General features: G+C 64.1%; 16 protein-coding genes. 11 read left to right on the plus strand and 5 right to left on the minus strand.

Annotated elements, in window-relative coordinates; translation table 11 throughout:
• Nucleotides 1-5: 5 nt before the first annotated feature.
• Nucleotides 6-1,265, plus strand: a complete 1,260-nt coding sequence (gene sbmA, locus FJ426_RS04810; RefSeq protein ID WP_140497950.1) for a peptide antibiotic transporter SbmA — start codon at nt 6-8, stop codon at nt 1,263-1,265.
• A gap of 36 nt (nt 1,266-1,301) precedes the next feature.
• Here the strand turns inward: sbmA and FJ426_RS04815 are convergent, their stop codons facing one another.
• Nucleotides 1,302-2,315 (minus strand): polysaccharide deacetylase, encoded by a 1,014-nt coding sequence (locus FJ426_RS04815; RefSeq protein WP_140559478.1) that lies wholly within the window; start codon nt 2,313-2,315, stop codon nt 1,302-1,304.
• Between the two features lie 190 nt (nt 2,316-2,505).
• Between FJ426_RS04815 and FJ426_RS04820 the strand changes: the two genes are divergently transcribed.
• Both FJ426_RS04820 and der read left to right on the plus strand, forming a co-directional pair.
• Entirely contained in the window at nt 2,506-3,171 is a 666-nt protein-coding gene (locus FJ426_RS04820) for a tetratricopeptide repeat protein (protein ID WP_140514747.1), read from the plus strand.
• Between the two features lie 3 nt (nt 3,172-3,174).
• Nucleotides 3,175-4,608 (plus strand): ribosome biogenesis GTPase Der, encoded by a 1,434-nt coding sequence (gene der, locus FJ426_RS04825; protein ID WP_140497954.1) that lies wholly within the window; start codon nt 3,175-3,177, stop codon nt 4,606-4,608.
• A gap of 74 nt (nt 4,609-4,682) precedes the next feature.
• On the opposite strand, the gene FJ426_RS04830 is transcribed toward der, so the two are convergent.
• Complete coding sequence (locus tag FJ426_RS04830; RefSeq protein WP_140497956.1) at nt 4,683-5,603, minus strand: LysR substrate-binding domain-containing protein; 921 nt, start codon at nt 5,601-5,603, stop codon at nt 4,683-4,685.
• 116 nt (nt 5,604-5,719) lie between these two features.
• Here FJ426_RS04830 and FJ426_RS04835 point away from each other — a divergent pair, with 116 nt between their 5' ends.
• The 7 genes from FJ426_RS04835 (at nt 5,720) to FJ426_RS04865 (ending at nt 11,336) form a co-directional block, all read left to right on the plus strand.
• The gene (locus FJ426_RS04835) at nt 5,720-7,048 is read left to right on the plus strand and encodes an MFS transporter (RefSeq protein WP_140559352.1); all 1,329 of its coding nucleotides are present in this window, start codon (nt 5,720-5,722) and stop codon (nt 7,046-7,048) included.
• Nucleotides 7,049-7,148: 100 nt separating this feature from the next.
• Complete coding sequence (locus tag FJ426_RS04840; RefSeq protein ID WP_140559353.1) at nt 7,149-8,330, plus strand: cell wall hydrolase; 1,182 nt, start codon at nt 7,149-7,151, stop codon at nt 8,328-8,330.
• Between the two features lie 256 nt (nt 8,331-8,586).
• Nucleotides 8,587-8,985, plus strand: coding sequence for an AtpZ/AtpI family protein (locus tag FJ426_RS04845; protein WP_140498124.1), 399 nt, complete (start codon nt 8,587-8,589; stop codon nt 8,983-8,985).
• An 87-nt stretch (nt 8,986-9,072) separates the two neighbouring features.
• Complete coding sequence (locus tag FJ426_RS04850) at nt 9,073-9,831, plus strand: F0F1 ATP synthase subunit A (protein WP_140497962.1); 759 nt, start codon at nt 9,073-9,075, stop codon at nt 9,829-9,831.
• Nucleotides 9,832-9,915: 84 nt separating this feature from the next.
• The gene (locus FJ426_RS04855) at nt 9,916-10,140 is read left to right on the plus strand and encodes a F0F1 ATP synthase subunit C (protein WP_140497964.1); all 225 of its coding nucleotides are present in this window, start codon (nt 9,916-9,918) and stop codon (nt 10,138-10,140) included.
• A gap of 94 nt (nt 10,141-10,234) precedes the next feature.
• A complete protein-coding gene (locus FJ426_RS04860) occupies nt 10,235-10,834 on the plus strand; it encodes a F0F1 ATP synthase subunit B (RefSeq protein WP_140497966.1) in 600 nt (199 codons plus the stop codon).
• Nucleotides 10,835-10,844: 10 nt separating this feature from the next.
• A complete protein-coding gene (locus FJ426_RS04865; protein ID WP_140514758.1) occupies nt 10,845-11,336 on the plus strand; it encodes a F0F1 ATP synthase subunit B in 492 nt (163 codons plus the stop codon).
• A gap of 322 nt (nt 11,337-11,658) precedes the next feature.
• Here FJ426_RS04865 and FJ426_RS04870 read toward each other — a convergent pair whose 3' ends face one another.
• Both FJ426_RS04870 and FJ426_RS04875 read right to left on the minus strand, forming a co-directional pair.
• A complete protein-coding gene (locus tag FJ426_RS04870) occupies nt 11,659-12,354 on the minus strand; it encodes a ribonuclease HII (protein ID WP_140514759.1) in 696 nt (231 codons plus the stop codon).
• A gap of 142 nt (nt 12,355-12,496) precedes the next feature.
• Nucleotides 12,497-13,651, minus strand: coding sequence for a PA0069 family radical SAM protein (locus FJ426_RS04875; protein ID WP_140559479.1), 1,155 nt, complete (start codon nt 13,649-13,651; stop codon nt 12,497-12,499).
• Between the two features lie 150 nt (nt 13,652-13,801).
• On the opposite strand from FJ426_RS04875, the gene FJ426_RS04880 reads away from it, so the two are divergent.
• A complete protein-coding gene (locus FJ426_RS04880) occupies nt 13,802-14,326 on the plus strand; it encodes a glycosyltransferase (RefSeq protein ID WP_140559480.1) in 525 nt (174 codons plus the stop codon).
• A 148-nt stretch (nt 14,327-14,474) separates the two neighbouring features.
• Here FJ426_RS04880 and FJ426_RS31240 read toward each other — a convergent pair whose 3' ends face one another.
• Entirely contained in the window at nt 14,475-14,720 is a 246-nt protein-coding gene (locus FJ426_RS31240; RefSeq protein ID WP_140671798.1) for a hypothetical protein, read from the minus strand.
• Nucleotides 14,721-14,957 lie beyond the last annotated feature (237 nt).

The following is a 14,957-nucleotide window of genomic DNA, read 5'->3' on the forward strand; positions in this document are numbered from 1 at the left end:
CCACAGTGTTCGTATCCTTCTTCCCGCAGCCGAAGCTGTTTTTCTCTTCGGCCGCCGTCTGGAGCCTTGCGGCAATCCTGTTCTGGTTTTTCGGGGGTGAGCAACTGGGCGCCGTCTTCGGCCTGCCGCCGGCAGCAGCCGGTGCACCGCCCATTATCGGCATCGCCGTCCTCGTCTCGAAGCCGTTTCTCTGGTTCTACATCTACTTCGCGTTCTGCGTGGTCGCTTTCTATGCGTTCTGGAGCTGGTATTCGCCGCATCCGTGGCAACGCTGGTCGATCCTGATGACGGCGGTCATCCTGTTCTTCATCTATTTCAATGTGCAGGTCAGCGTCGCCGTCAACGCCTGGTACGGGCCCTTCTTCGACTATGTGCAGGGGCTGATGTCGGGCACCGGAAAATCGACCAACGCCGAATTCTACATTGGGCTGGCCGATTTCTCGTGGCTTGCGCTGGTCGGCATGAACGTGCAGGTGGTCAACGCCTTCATCGTCAGCCATTGGATCTTCCGCTGGCGCACGGCGATGAACAACTACTTCGTCGAGAACTGGGGCAGGCTGCGCCACATCGAAGGCGCCTCGCAACGTATCCAGGAGGACACGATGCGGTTTTCCCAGATCATGGAAGATCTGGGTTCCAGCTTCGTCCAGTCGATCATGACGCTGATCGCCTTCCTGCCGGTCATGATCCAGTTGCAGGCCCATATAACCGAGTTGCCGATCATCGGCGCGATCCCCCAGCCATTGGTGGTCGCGGCACTGGCCTGGTGTCTGTTCGGAACGATTTCGGTCATGATTGCCGGCATGAAGCTTCCAGGGCTGCAGTTCCGCAACCAGCGCGTGGAGGCGGCCTACCGCAAGGAGCTCGTTTACGGCGAGGATCATGCCGACCGGGCCCAGCCCGCCACCACCGCCGCGCTGTTCGCCAATGTTCGCCACAATTATTTCCGGCTGTATTTCCACTACATCTATTTCAATGTCGTCCGGTACACCTACCTGCAGGCCGACAATATTTTCTCGCTGCTGATCCTCGGGCCGTCGCTGGTCGCCCACAAGATTACGTTCGGCGCGCTGAACCAGATTTCGAATGCATTCGGCAAGGTGACAGGTTCCTTGCAGTTCCTGCTCACCTCCTGGTCGACCATCGTCGAACTGCAATCGGTGCATAAGCGCCTGCGCGCCTTCGAGGCGACGCTGCAGGGCGAGCCGCTGCCGGAAATCGACCAGCGCTATCTGGCGCGGCAAGGCGCCGAGGATCCCGCTTAAGTCAGGAAAGACCTGGGTGCGAAACGGGTCGGCGGCTCAGCCGCCGACGGAAGCCTGCTTCTGGCCAGAACCCTGCCGCGAGATGTAATCGCGAAAACTGATGCATTCGACGTCTGATTTGACGCAGACCTCGCCGGCAAAACGCTCCAGCGCGTTCCAGTAGGCGCCGTCATTCATCAGCGCGAAATGGAAGCCGAGTTGCAGCGGAACGCGCTTGCCCCGGTATTGATCCTCGAAGGCGGCGCGGAAAGCCTGGTAGGTGCGGTCCGCGAACTCGCCTGCCTTGCTCGGCCGCTCGAAGCCGCCGGAATGCCTGACATAGAGATTGTAGTCCATGGCGATCACCGGCCGCGATTTCGGTCCTTCCGGGATCTGCGGCAGTGAAAAGCGCGCGAGGCCGGCGGTGGTCGGCGGCTGGACCGGGCCGCGCGAGACGCCGCTGGCGTCGAACCGGTAACCGGCGGCGGGCAGCGCCTCGTAGAGCGCCTTGCTCGTCGACAGATAGGGCGCGCGGAAGCCAACCACCGCATGCCGCGCGAAATCGCGCCAGCCGGTCGGCTCGGGCTCGATGCCGTTGTTCGCATAGGCGTTTTCGAGGATGTGCTCGAACGAGGCGAACTCCTTCAGCCAGTCGGCCTTGCTCCAGTCCTTGCCGTCGAAATGGCCGCAGCCATGACTGGCGATGTCATGGCCTTCCGATGCCGCAAGCCCGATCTGCTCCAGCCGCTGGCTCACTTCCTGCGTCGAGGCGGCGAAGCCGATGTTGGATTTGCCCGATGTCTTGCCCGGCGCGGTGTATTGGCTGCGCGTTTCGGGTGACAGCAGGAAGACACAGGAGAGGAAATAGGTGAAATGCGCTCCGGTGCGCTTCGCCAGCGCCCGGCTGCGCTTCCATTGCGAGATGTCGCGGGCGCTGTCGAAGGAGATGATGACGACCTGCTTCGGTCTTGCCGGCAAAGGCGCCCGCGAGCCGGGTGGATCGGCGAAAGCCGCACCGGCCGTGGCGAGCGAAGCGAGACAGAACGCGGCAACGCGAGACGAAAAGGATATTGGCAACAGCTACTGACCCCGGGCGGTTTTGGCCCCGCTATAGCGCAAATGTGGCGTGGGTGCGGTGGCCTTTTCGTCCGTTTGCCCCGCGAATAGGTGATTTTCCGGTCGAACCCCTTCCATGCCGACAAAATTTCGCTAAAACGCGGGCTCGCGAACGCTCCGGCCCGGGGCAGGAATGGTTTTATTGATGTCCGACGACAGTTTTATCCGTGAAGTCAATGACGAGATCCGTCGCGAACAGGCGCAGAAGCTGTGGGACCGTTTCGGCCCGGCCCTGCTTGTGGTCGCGGTGCTGGTCGTGCTCGGCACCGCCGCCTTCGTCGGCTACCGCTACTGGGACGAGACCCGCGCCAACCGTTCGGGCGATGCCTTCTCGCAAGCGTTGAAGCTGGCCAATGACGGCAAGAACGACGAGGCGCTGGCCGCGCTCGATCAATTGGAGAAGGATGGCTACGGCGCCTATCCGCTGCTCGCCCGCATGCGCGCGGCCACCGTCAAGGCCGACAAGGGCGACGTCGACGCAGCCGTCAAGGATTTCGACGAGGTGGCGGCCGACGCCGCCATTCCCCAGGGCATTCGCGACATGGCGCGGTTGAGGGCGGCGCTGCTGCTGGTCGATCACGGCTCCTTCGCCGATGTGTCGAGCCGCGTCGAGGCCCTGACCTCGGACACCAACACGCTGCGCCACACCGCGCGCGAGGCGCTCGGGCTGGCCGCCTGGAAGGAAGGCAAGACCCAGGATGCGCTGAAGCTGTTCGACCAGATCGCCGCCGATGACGGTGCCCCGCGCAACACCCGCGAACGGGCGACCCTGATGTCCGAGCTGATCCGCGGCTCGGGCAGTGCGTCGTGACATATGAGCTTCAAAGTCGCCATCATCGGCCGGCCTAACGTCGGCAAATCGACTCTTTTCAATCGGCTGGTGGGAAGGAAGCTGGCGCTTGTCGATGACACGCCGGGCGTCACCCGCGACCGCCGCGTCCATGCGGCAAAGCTTTACGACCTGCATTTCGACGTCATCGACACTGCGGGTTTCGAGGACGCCGCCGCCTCGACGCTGCCCGGCCGCATGCGTGCGCAGACCGAGATCGCTATCCGTGAGGCCGACCTGATCTTCTTCACCGTCGACGCCAAATCCGGCCTGTTGCCGGACGACCGGACCTTTGCCGAGATCGTGCGCAAATCCGGCAAGCCGGTCGTGCTGGTCGCCAACAAGGCCGAGGCGAAGGGCGCGCAGGGCGGCATGCTGGAGGCCTGGGAGCTCGGGCTTGGCGAGCCGGTTCCGGTCTCGGCCGAACACGGCCAAGGCATGCCCGACCTGCGCGACGCGGTGATCGCCGCACTTGGCGAGGCGAGAGCCTTTGGCGAAGATGAGGACGACGACGAGGAGATCGCCTCCAGCGAGGTGCTGATCGGCGAGGATATCGCCGATCCCGACGCCGACGAGGTGCCGGCCTATGACGACACCAAGCCGATGCGCATTGCCGTCGTCGGCCGCCCCAATGCCGGCAAGTCGACGCTGATCAACGCACTGATCGGCGAGGAGCGGCTTTTGACCGGACCGGAAGCCGGCATCACCCGCGATTCCATCTCGGTCGATTGGGACTGGCGCGGCCGCCGTATAAAATTGTTCGACACCGCCGGCATGCGCCGCAAGGCCAGGATCCATGAAAAGCTCGAGGTCATGTCGGTGCAGGATGGCCTGCGCGCCATCCGCTTCGCCGAGATCGTCATCATCGTGCTCGACGCCACCATCCCTTTCGAGAAGCAGGATCTCCAGATCGCCGACCTGATCATCCGCGAGGGCCGCGCGCCGGTGATCGCCTTCAACAAATGGGACCTGATCGACAATCCGCAGGAACTCTTGGCCGAACTGCGCGAAAAGACCGAACGGCTTTTGCCGCAGGCGCGCGGCATGCAGGCGGTGACGGTTTCGGCCGAGACCGGACGGGGCCTCGACAAGCTCATGGAAGCCGTCATCCGCACGCACAAGGTCTGGAACAGCCGCGTCTCGACCGGCAGGCTCAATCGCTGGCTGGAAGGCATTCTTGCGCATCATCCGCCGCCCGCGGTTGCCGGTCGCCGGCTGAAGGTCAAATATGTCACGCAGGCCAAGACGCGCCCGCCGGGCTTCGTCGTCTCGTGCTCGCGCCCGGATGCGATGCCGCAATCCTATGTCCGCTATCTCACCAACAGCCTGCGCGAAGCCTTCGACATGCCGGGCGTACCGATCCGCATGGCGTTGAGGACTTCGGACAATCCCTTTGCCGGCAGGGCCAAGAAGCGCTGACGTCCGGGGGAAGGGTGCCAACCCTTCGACGCGGTGTAGACCCTGGAATGACGAAGAGGGGTTGCGACCAGGGCCTAGGCGACCTTCAGCAGGTTCTCATCCGTCCGCGCGCCCTCCGGTAGTGCCTGCCGCGCCGCTTCCAGCAGGATATCGGCGAGGCGGGCGGCCACCGGTTCGGGTTCGGCATCCCTGCGGTGCAGGAACAGCGTCATCCTGGGCAGCGCCGGCAGACCGGCAATCTCCGGCGTCATCGCGCTGACGCTGGCCGGCAGGCCGATGTCGGTGCGGATCGTCAGCCCGAGCCCGGCTGCAACAGCCGCCCAGATGCCACCAAGGCTCGGGCTGGAGAAGGCCATGCGCCAGGGCAGGCCGGCGCGGTCGAGCGTTTCGGTTGCGACCGTGCGCAACAGGCAAGGTGCTTCCAGCGCCACCAGCGGCAGCGGCTCGCCATGGCGCAGGCTGGTCTCGATGCGCTTTGCCGGGCCGATCCAGCGCATCTGCACGTCGGCGACATGCTGGCTGTATGGCAGCGTCGCGCCGCTGTGCCAGGCAAGTGCGATGTCCAGGCTGCCCGAGATGATCCGCTCCGCGAGCTCATGGCTGCGCGCGATGCGGGCCTCGATCTTGACTTTGGGATGGGCACGGGCGAAGCGGCCGAGCACGTCAGGTAGCACCGCCTCGCCAAAATCCTCCTGCAGGCCGAGCCGCACCCAGCCTTCCAGCTCGACATCATGGATGGCGGCGGCCGCCTCGTCATTGAGCTCGACCAGCCGCCGCGCATAGCCGAGCATGGTCTCGCCAGCTTCCGTCAGTGCCAGCCCGCGTCCCGACTTGCGGAAGATAGGCGTCGCCGCCTGCTCCTCCAGTTTCTTCAACTGCGCGCTGACCGCCGAGGTCGAGCGGCCAAGCCGGTCGGCCGCCTTGGCGAAGCTGCCAAGCTCCATTCCGGTGACGAAGCTTCTGAGGACGTCGAGGTCGAATGTCACGCGTCGCATGATAATCCCGTTTTTTAGGATTGTGCGTCAAAAACTTCCTGATTTTATGGACAAAGCTATGGCGATAGACATGCGCCGTCAAGGCCGGTCACCGGGCCGCAAACGGGAATGAAACCATGTCCGCCATCGTCACCCGCACCGATTGTCAGTCGACGCCACGGGCCGAAGGCTCCGGCTCCAGGACCTTCACGCCCAATCACCGCTGGAAGGTGCTGGGCATCGGCGTCGCCGCCAATGCCGGTTTTTCCGCTACTTTCTCCGGCATACCGGCAACCGCGGTGCTGATGCGGCAGGGCTATCATCTCGGCAATGCTCAGCTCGGCCTGGCGCTTGGCCTTCTCGGTCTGGGCGTTGCGCTCAGCGAACTGCCCTGGGGCCTGCTCACCGATCGCTGGGGCGATCGCCGTGTGCTTTTGACCGGGCTCGGCGCCACGGCGGCGTGGCTGTTCCTGATGGCGTTGCTCATCGTTCCATCCTCGTCCGGCGAGCCGGGCGTTCATGTCCTGGCCGCTGCCTTGCTCGTCACCGGCCTGCTCGGCGGCAGCGTCAACGGTTCGAGCGGCCGCGCCATCATGGGCTGGTTCCGCGAAGGCGAGCGCGGATTCGCCATGAGCATCCGGCAGACGGCGGTGCCGCTTGGCGGCGGGCTGGGCGCTCTTGTCCTGCCCTCGCTTGCCGCCAGGCATGGCTTCGCGGCGGTCTATGGCCTGCTCGCCGCCTTCTCCGTGATCTCCGCCTTCTTCGCCTGGCGCTGGCTGCACGAACCGCCGACGCAGGGTTCGGCCGCGCCGACCGTTCTGGCCGGGCCCCCGCCGCTGCGCAATGTCGAGGTCTGGCGCATCGCAGCGGCCATCGGCCTGCTGTGCTTTCCGCAAGTGGCCGTACTCACCTTCGCATCGGTCTTCCTACACGACTTCGCCGGCATGGGGACCCTGGCCACCAGCGCAAGCCTCGCCGCCGTGCAGACCGGCGCCATGGCGATGCGCGTCTGGAGCGGCCGCTTCACCGACCGCCACGGCAACCGCCGGCCGTTCCTGCGCCTGTGCAGTGCGCTCAGCGCGCTTGCCTTCACGCTGCTCTGGCTGCTGGTCCTGGCCAGCCCGACCATATCAGGCGGCCAACCCGTCGTGATGGCCACGCTTCCCGTGATGCTGATTGTCGCAGGCATCCTGGTCTCCGCCTGGCATGGCGTCGCCTACACCGAGCTTGCCACGCTTGCCGGCGCTGGCCATGTCGGCACCGCGCTCAGCCTGGCCAACAGCTTCGTTTTCATAGGTTTCTTCCTGGTTCCGGTGGCCATTCCGGGGCTCTTGCATCTCTGGTCCTGGCCCGGCGTCTGGTTGTCGGCGGCGGCGTGCGCGTTGATCGCGTGGCCCATCTTCCTGCGGCCGGCCTCCATGTCCGTCCCGCCGCAAAACCGCCCCACTTCGCAACCACGAGCCTGAGCCGACCGGGAAAACCCGATCGAAGCTGTTAACGTCCCATCAAGGTTAATGCATCATTTTGCTCTCCAGTGGGGTCAGTAGCGTTCCTGGAGAGAGTTCCGTGCATCGACGTGTCTTGACGCGCCTTGTTGCCGTCGCCGGTGAGAAGAAACGCAGCCTCGTGGCACCTTTCATCGTCGGCCTCGGCATCTGGATCGGATTTCCGACGGTTTCCGCCTACCAGGATATGACGAGCCTCGTTTCCGGCCTCGAGGCGCCGACCCGCTGGAATTCCTATGTCGAGAAATCCGTCGCCGGATCGGTCCATGCCGCCGAGATGCCGTTTGTCGACGACGCTGTGACGGGTTCGCTCTCCGGATCGGGGGTGCGCCTGCCCGGCGTCGGCGCCGTCTCCTTTCGCGGCAAGGGCGGCAAGGTCAGCACGACGCCTGATGAGGACCGCATCGTGCGCGCCGACAAGAAGGGCCGCATCGTCCAGATCTCTCCCGTCGCCCCGCCGAAGAACTTCAACGCCGGCTCGATCTTCGAGCGCACCTCATCCCTGCTGCGGCCCAGCATGGACAGCGGCCTGAAGATGGCTTTCGCCAAACCCGAGATCAAAGGCAAGGAAATCCAGATCGCCGCGGCATTCCACGCGCGTGAGGACAAGAAGCCGGATCCCGGCGTGTCGCCCATGCTTGCCGCCCTGGTCAACAACGATCATCCGGATGTGCTGGCGACGGCCTATGCGCAGGCCGCGCCCGATTATGCCAAGGCGTCGCCCTTCGAGGCCCTGCTCCAGGACGAGGAGCCCAACAACGGCCGTTTCATCCCGCCGATGGCCAAGGGCGACCATTCGTGGATCCAGAATCCACTTCCGGCGAGCGTCTTCTCCAAGCCCGAGCAGAAATGCCTGGCCAACGGCATCTATTTCGAGGCGCGGGGCGAATCCGTGCGCGGCCAGGCCGCCGTCGCCCAGGTCATCCTCAACCGTGTCCGCAATCCGGCCTATCCCAATTCGATCTGCGGCGTCGTCTACCAGAACGACAGCTGGTTCAACCGTTGCCAGTTCTCCTTCGCCTGCGACGGCAGGAAGAAGCGCATCGACAACCCGGTCGCCTACAAGACTGCGCAGGACGTCGGCATGGCGGTGACCGCCGGCAAGGTCTTCATTCCCGAAGTCGGATCGTCGACCCACTATTATGCCAATTACGTCCATCCCAACTGGGCGCGCACGATGCAGAAGATGACCAAGATCGGCCTGCATATCTTCTATCGCACCTATGGCGGCGGCTGGAGCTGAACGCCCGATAGGCGTCCATATTTTTGCGCGGCTGCGCGGTCTCTCGAAGAGCCGTCGCGCGGAGGATTCGCGCAAGGCGTCCGCGTCGCCATGGCGGGCACGATGTCGCACCTCTATACTGCATTGATTTCATTGTATAAAATACATGGTAACGAACTTCCGCCCGTGGCTTGACGGGCGCAAACCCTCTAACTATGTTGCCGGCGACTTTAGAAGCGGACGGACGGTGACGGTCTGCCCGGGCAGGGGGGTTGCGATGGCCGATGAAACTGGGCCAGGCGGAACCGGAGAAACCGGCCGCGGCAAGCAGCACGAAGCCGCCATCCGCGACGACGAACTTGAGCGCCGCCGGCGTGAACTTGAAGCATCGCTTGCGACAAGGCGGCCGGACCGGCTCGAGGGGAAAGATGCGAAACCAGTGACCGGGTACGGTCAGGCACTCAAGCTGTCCAGCGAGTTCATCGCCGGGGTGGTGGTCGGTGCCGCCATCGGCTGGATCATCGACCGTCTGGCGGGGACATCGCCATGGGGTCTGATCGTGTTTCTGCTGCTTGGTTTTGGCGCGGGCGTGCTCAATGTCATGCGTTCGGCAGGCGTTGTGGCGGAATTCGGACAGGGCGACAAATCGCGCTCTGGCCGCGACGACAGCAAGTGACCGCTCTTCAGGCGGCATTTGGAAATAGCCGCCTTTCGACGGGCGGCATGGTAACAAGGCCGCATGCGGCACTGACGGGGTTTGAACGTGGCAGCTGACAAGGTCGATCCGATCCACCAGTTCCATATCAACAAGCTGATACCGATCGATATCGGTGGCTACGACTTGTCCTTTACCAATTCGGCGCTGTTCATGGTCGCGACCGTTGTCGTCGCTGCGGCATTCCTGTTTCTGACGACGTCGAGCCGCAGCCTCGTTCCCGGCCGGCTGCAATCGATCTCCGAAATGGCCTATGAATTCGTCGGCAACATGTTGCGCGACGCCGCCGGCACGCAGGGCATGAAGTTCTTTCCCTTCGTGTTTTCCCTGTTCATGTTCGTGCTGGTCGCCAACCTGCTTGGCCTGTTCCCGTATTTCTTCACCGTCACCAGCCACATCATCGTCACCTTCGGCCTCGCCGTCTTGGTTATCGGCACCGTGATTGTCTACGGTTTCGGCAAGCACGGCCTTGGTTTCCTCAAGCTGTTCGTGCCGCAAGGCGTGCCGGTGTTCCTGCTGCCGCTGGTGGTGCTGATCGAAGTGATCTCCTTCGTCTCGCGCCCCGTCAGCCTCTCGGTTCGTCTGTTCGCCAACATGCTCGCCGGGCACATCACGCTGAAGGTCTTCTCCGGCTTCGTGGTCAGCCTCTCGGCGCTGGGCGCGGTCGGCGTCGCTGGCTCGGTGCTGCCGCTGGCGATGGCCGTGGCGTTGACCGCGCTCGAACTGCTGGTCGCCTTCCTTCAGGCCTATGTCTTCGCGGTGCTGACCTGCATGTACCTCAACGACGCCCTGCACCCGGGGCACTGATAAAAAATTTCCGGCGCAAGAGTTTTCAACATTGCCGCCGGAATGGAATCGCAACGGAATTTCAGATCCAAAGGAGTTGAACAAATGGACGTAGAAGCAGCAAAGTACATCGGCGCCGGCATCGCTTGCCTCGGCATGGGCGGCGCGGGCATTGGCCTCGGCAACATCTTCGGCAGCTATCTCTCGGGCGCGCTGCGCAACCCGTCGGCCGCCGATGGCCAGTTCGGCCGTCTGATCTTCGGCTTCGCCGTGACCGAAGCTCTGGGCATCTTCTCGCTTCTCATCGCGCTGCTGGCCCTGTTCGGCTGAGCCCCTGTTTGGCTGAGCCGCTATTTGGCTAAGCTATGGGAAGATTGGACAGGCCGGCCGCGAGAGCGGCGGGTCTGATATCAGGGGATAGTCCATGTTCGTGACATCTGCCTTTGCGCAAGAGTCCGCGCCTGCCACCGAGGCTGGCCACGCTGCGACGGAAGGCGACACGCATTCCGGCACCAGCGTGCCTGCCGAGGCTCATGGCATGTTTCCGCCATTCGATCCGGCGACGTTTCCGTCGCAGCTTCTTTGGCTGGCGATCACGTTCGGGCTCTTCTACCTCTTCCTGAAGAGGGTGGTGGTGCCGCGCGTCGGCGGCATCATCGATGTCCGCAACGACCGTATCAGCCAGGATCTCGATCAGGCCGCGAAGTTGAAGGGCGAGGCCGACGCCGCCGTTGCTGCTTACGAGCAGGAGCTGGCGGAAGCCAAGAAAAACGCCAACGCCATCGGCCAGCAGGCCAATGACGCGGCCAAGGCGGAAGCCGAGACCGCGCGCAAGAAGATCGAGGCCGCGCTCGACGAGAAGCTCGGCGAGGCCGAGGCGCGCATTTCTTCCATCAAGGCCAACGCCATGAAGGAAGTCGGCAGCATCGCCGAGGACACTGCCTCGGCGATCGTCGAGGCGCTGGTCGGCGGCAAGGCCAGCAAGGCCGAGATTGCGGCCGCGGTCAAGTCCGTGGCCGGGTGAGGAGCGCATCATGGACGCCACATCTCTTGCAACGCTCTGGGCCACGATCGCCCTGGTCATCTTTTTGGGTATCGCCATCTACATCAAGGTGCCCCGCCTGATCGCCAAGGCGCTCGATGCCCGCGCCGCCAGGATCAGCAGCGAGCTTGACGAGGCGCGCAGGCTGCGCGAGGAGGCCCAGCAGTTGCTTGGCCAATACCAGCGCAAGCGCAAGGAAGCCGAGCAGGAGGCCGCGGACATCGTCGCCGCGGCCAAGCGCGAAGCCGAACTGCTCGCCGCCGAGGCGCACAAGAAGACCGAGGACTACGTCGCGCGGCGCACCGCTCTTGCCGAACAGAAGATCGGCCAGGCCGAGCGCGAGGCGATCGGCGAAGTGCGCGCCAGCGCCGTCGACATCGCCGTCGAAGCCGCTCGCACGCTGCTCGCCGGCAAGATCGACGCCAAGGCGGGAGCCGACCTGTTCAAGACCTCGCTCGCCGATGTGAAGGCGAAGCTGAACTGAGTTGAAAACAACAGAAATGAAAAAAGCCGCCTGGGAAACCCGGCGGCTTTTTTGTTGTGGCGCGGAGGTCAACGCTGCCGATCTCCCCTCTCGTGGGGGAGATGCCCGGCAGGGCAGAGGGGGGCGCGAAGGAACGCCAGCGCTCGATTCAAAATCAGCTGAATTGGGTGCCGATAGTGCAGGGAACCTGGGCAAGACTAACTGATAGGCTGGAGGGACAGCGCCCCCCTCTGTCCTGCCGGACGTCTCCCCCACGAGGGGGGAGATTGGCTGTCACCGCCGCTTTCGCCAATCCTACCAACGCAAGATAGATCGAGCCGCCCTAATCCAGCCCGGCGAAGCTCTCTTCTTCCACCACCTCGGCACCTTCAAGCCTGAATGGCGCGAACGACACGCGGTGCAGCCGCGCCACCGGCCCGTGCGTCTCGATCGCGGTGCGATGGCGGACCGTGGCATAGCCCATATGCACTTCGAAGCCATAGTGCTGGTGATGGCTGCCGCAGCCGCACATCATGCGGTCGCGCATCACCTTGGCGACGATCGAGGCGGCGGCGATGGATTGCGAGCGCTGGTCGCCCTTGATCAGCGCGCGCCCCGTGCAAGGCAGGCCCGGCGGCACGTCGCGCCCATCGGCAAGCGCGAGCTTCGGCTGCACCGGCAGGCCGGCGACCGCACGGCGCATCGCCTCCAGGCTCGCCTTGAGGATGTTACTGCCGTCAATGCCCTCGGCGCTGACCGAGGCCATCGACACGCCGAGCGCGGAGCCGATGATGCGCACGAACAGCGCCTCGCGTTGCAAATGGCTGAGCCGTTTGGAATCGTCGAGGCCGTCGGGGATGTTGGCAGGGTCGAGCACGACCGCAGCCGCCACCACCGGTCCGGCCAGCGGGCCGCGTCCGGCCTCGTCCATCCCCGCGACCGGCCACAGGCCTTCGGCCATCGCCTTCGTCTCGAAGGAGAAATCGGGTTTCTCGACGATTTCGAAGAGAGGCGGAGAATCAGAACGCGCGCGAGCCATGTTGCGGCGAGGTTCGCATCGGCTCTGATTCTCCGCAAGTCCCTCCGGGTCGGGTGGGGCGCCGGACCGGGAGGGCACCGTCTGCAGGCCGGGGCAGGCCGGACGGGATTTTTTCGCCACGGCGGCAAACAGCCGCGGTCGTTCAAAGCAGCATCAACTGCTCCTGGTCCTTGCCGGCGGCGACGAACTGGTCGGTCCGCAGCGTGCGCCGCTCGGCATTGAGACCGAGCCGCTTGGCGGTGATTTCGAAGCGCCGGCCGATCTGCCAGGCGTAAGGACCCGCGCCCTTCATGCGCTTGCCCCATTCCGAATCGTAATCCTTGCCCTCGCGCATCGAGCGGATCAGCGACATCACATGGCGATAGCGGTCGGGATAGTGGCGCAGCAGCCAGTCCTTGAAGATCGGGCTGACCTCGAGCGGCAGGCGCAGCACGACATAGCCCGCCTCGCGTGCGCCGGCATGGTGCGCCGAATCGAGGATGCGTTCCATCTCCTGATCGGTCAGCCCGGGGATGATCGGCGCGACCATGACCGAAGCAGGGATGCCGGCATCCGCAAGCTGCCTGATCGCCTCCAGCCGCTTGGCCGGCGTCGAGGCCCGTGGCTCCATGGTGCGCGCCAGCATGCGGTCGAGCGTGGTCACCGACAACGCCACCTTGGCGAGGCCCCGTTCAGCCATGCGTGACAAGATGTCGATATCGCGCGTCACCAGGGCGGATTTGGTGACGATGCCGACCGGGTGGCCGCGCGCCTCCAGCACTTCGAGGATCTCGCGCATGATCCGGTACTGCTTCTCGATCGGCTGGTAGGGATCGGTATTGGTGCCGATGGCGATGGTTCGCGGCTGGTAACCGTCCTTCGACAGTTCCTTGTCGAGCAGGCGCGCCGCGTCGGGCTTGGCGAACAGTTTGGATTCGAAATCCAGCCCCGGCGACAGGCCCATGAAACTGTGCGTCGGCCGCGCAAAGCAATAGACGCAGCCATGCTCGCAGCCGCGATAGGGATTGATCGAGCGGTCGAAGGAGATGTCGGGCGATTCATTGCGGGTGATTATGGTACGCGGCTTCTCGACCTGCACCTCGGTCTTGAAGGGAGGCAGTTCCTCCAGCGAGTTCCAGCCATCGTCGAAGACATGCCGGCTGACCGGCTCGAACCGGCCGGACGGGTTGATGCCTGCCGACCGGCCGCGGTTGCGGTCCGGACGCACGCGCATGCCGCTCTGCTCGATCATAGCATTGGCTATTTCGGCTCGTCCTGCTCCGAAGGCGGCAATGTCGGCGCGCATGATCGGTTCCATCTTCGCCCGCTCCCAGGGACTGTCCATGTTGTTTCGAATCGCTCTGCTCATGAATTTAATCCTATTTGCCGAACGAGAACAAAGCAAGAACTTTCTATGGTGCGCCGCAAAAACTGGCGCTGCGTTCCGCTTTCCGCTATTCGGCAAATGATGCTCACCGTTCTCATAGAGACCCACAATGACGAGGAGGGCCTCGCTCGCACCCTGGCGACGCTGATCGGCGGCGCGGTCGAGGGCGTGGTGCGCGAGGTCATCGTCTGCGACACCGGTTCCACCGACCAGACTCATCGCGTCGCCGAGCATGCCGGGTGCCAATATGCGACCGACGGCGTCGCGGCGGCCATCCGGCACGCGAAAGGCGATTGGCTGTTGCTGCTGGAACCGGGCGCGCGGCTGGTCGACGGATGGATCGACGAGGTCGTTGCGCATACAGCGAGGCAAACCATGGCGGCGCGGTTTTCACGCACACGCGCCGGCCGCGCGCCATTCCTGGCCCGGATCTTCTCGGCAAACCGTGCCTTGGCCGACGGGCTGCTGATCAGCAAGCGCCAGGCCGCGTCCTTGTCGAAAAAAGCCGGCAGCGCCGAGGCCCTCGCACGCGGCCTGGCGACCAAGCGGCTGGATGCCGAAATCTGGGCCGCTCCGGCAAAACAAGAGCACCGCCCGTCCAAATGATTTTGCAGCTGCTCTGTCTACGTGCGTTGCACATGTGACGCGCAGCTAGTTTCCGATCACGCGGGTGGCGGCGCGCTGGCCGCGGCTGATGATGGAAGTGGTTTCGGTGTCTCGCGGTCCTCGCGCCGGCGCTTCCACGGCGAGCCGGTCATTCGCTAAAACGCATCTCGACAGGCATCCAGCGAAGACGACGTCTGGCTTGACGCTGTGCCTTGCTTTCCGCGTCGTAGTCGACCGGGATCGGTTCCTGACTGAACGACCTTTGATCGTCCAGGGCGTTGATGATGACGATTGCCCTGGCATCGTCCTCTCCGGCGATTGCGGCGGTATAGACACCGCATTCACCGCAGATCAGGTAGTCGGCCGTCCCCAATCCAAAACGGTATTTCTTCAATCGCTGGATGTCCTTGACTGAGATGACCAGCCTGCCGTCCGGATCGGCGACGGCGCGCGAGCCATGCTTGGTACAGAACGAGCACTGGCAGGCGCGAACCTCGATTGTCGATGGATCGAGCTCGGTTGAAAATCGAAGGCGTATGTTGCCGCAATGGCACCCGCCATTATGCACTGTCATCGCGTCCGCCCGTCTTCAACGGCGATGGCCGCCGCCGCGAGACGATACGTCCTGCCG

Source organism: Mesorhizobium sp. B2-6-4, assembly GCF_006441495.1.
Classification (GTDB): Bacteria; Pseudomonadota; Alphaproteobacteria; order Rhizobiales; family Rhizobiaceae; genus Mesorhizobium.

Coding starts and splice junctions, on each gene's coding strand:
- FJ426_RS04820 (WP_140514747.1), top strand. CDS start 2,506: ATGTCCGACGACAGTTTTATCCGTGAAGTCAATGACGAGATCCGTCGC.
- der (WP_140497954.1), top strand. CDS start 3,175: ATGAGCTTCAAAGTCGCCATCATCGGCCGGCCTAACGTCGGCAAATCG.
- FJ426_RS04830 (WP_140497956.1), bottom strand. CDS start 5,603: ATGCGACGCGTGACATTCGACCTCGACGTCCTCAGAAGCTTCGTCACC.
- FJ426_RS04835 (WP_140559352.1), top strand. CDS start 5,720: ATGTCCGCCATCGTCACCCGCACCGATTGTCAGTCGACGCCACGGGCC.
- FJ426_RS04845 (WP_140498124.1), top strand. CDS start 8,587: ATGGCCGATGAAACTGGGCCAGGCGGAACCGGAGAAACCGGCCGCGGC.
- FJ426_RS04855 (WP_140497964.1), top strand. CDS start 9,916: ATGGACGTAGAAGCAGCAAAGTACATCGGCGCCGGCATCGCTTGCCTC.
- FJ426_RS04860 (WP_140497966.1), top strand. CDS start 10,235: ATGTTCGTGACATCTGCCTTTGCGCAAGAGTCCGCGCCTGCCACCGAG.
- FJ426_RS04865 (WP_140514758.1), top strand. CDS start 10,845: ATGGACGCCACATCTCTTGCAACGCTCTGGGCCACGATCGCCCTGGTC.
- FJ426_RS04870 (WP_140514759.1), bottom strand. CDS start 12,354: ATGGCTCGCGCGCGTTCTGATTCTCCGCCTCTCTTCGAAATCGTCGAG.
- FJ426_RS04875 (WP_140559479.1), bottom strand. CDS start 13,651: ATGGAACCGATCATGCGCGCCGACATTGCCGCCTTCGGAGCAGGACGA.
- FJ426_RS04880 (WP_140559480.1), top strand. CDS start 13,802: ATGCTCACCGTTCTCATAGAGACCCACAATGACGAGGAGGGCCTCGCT.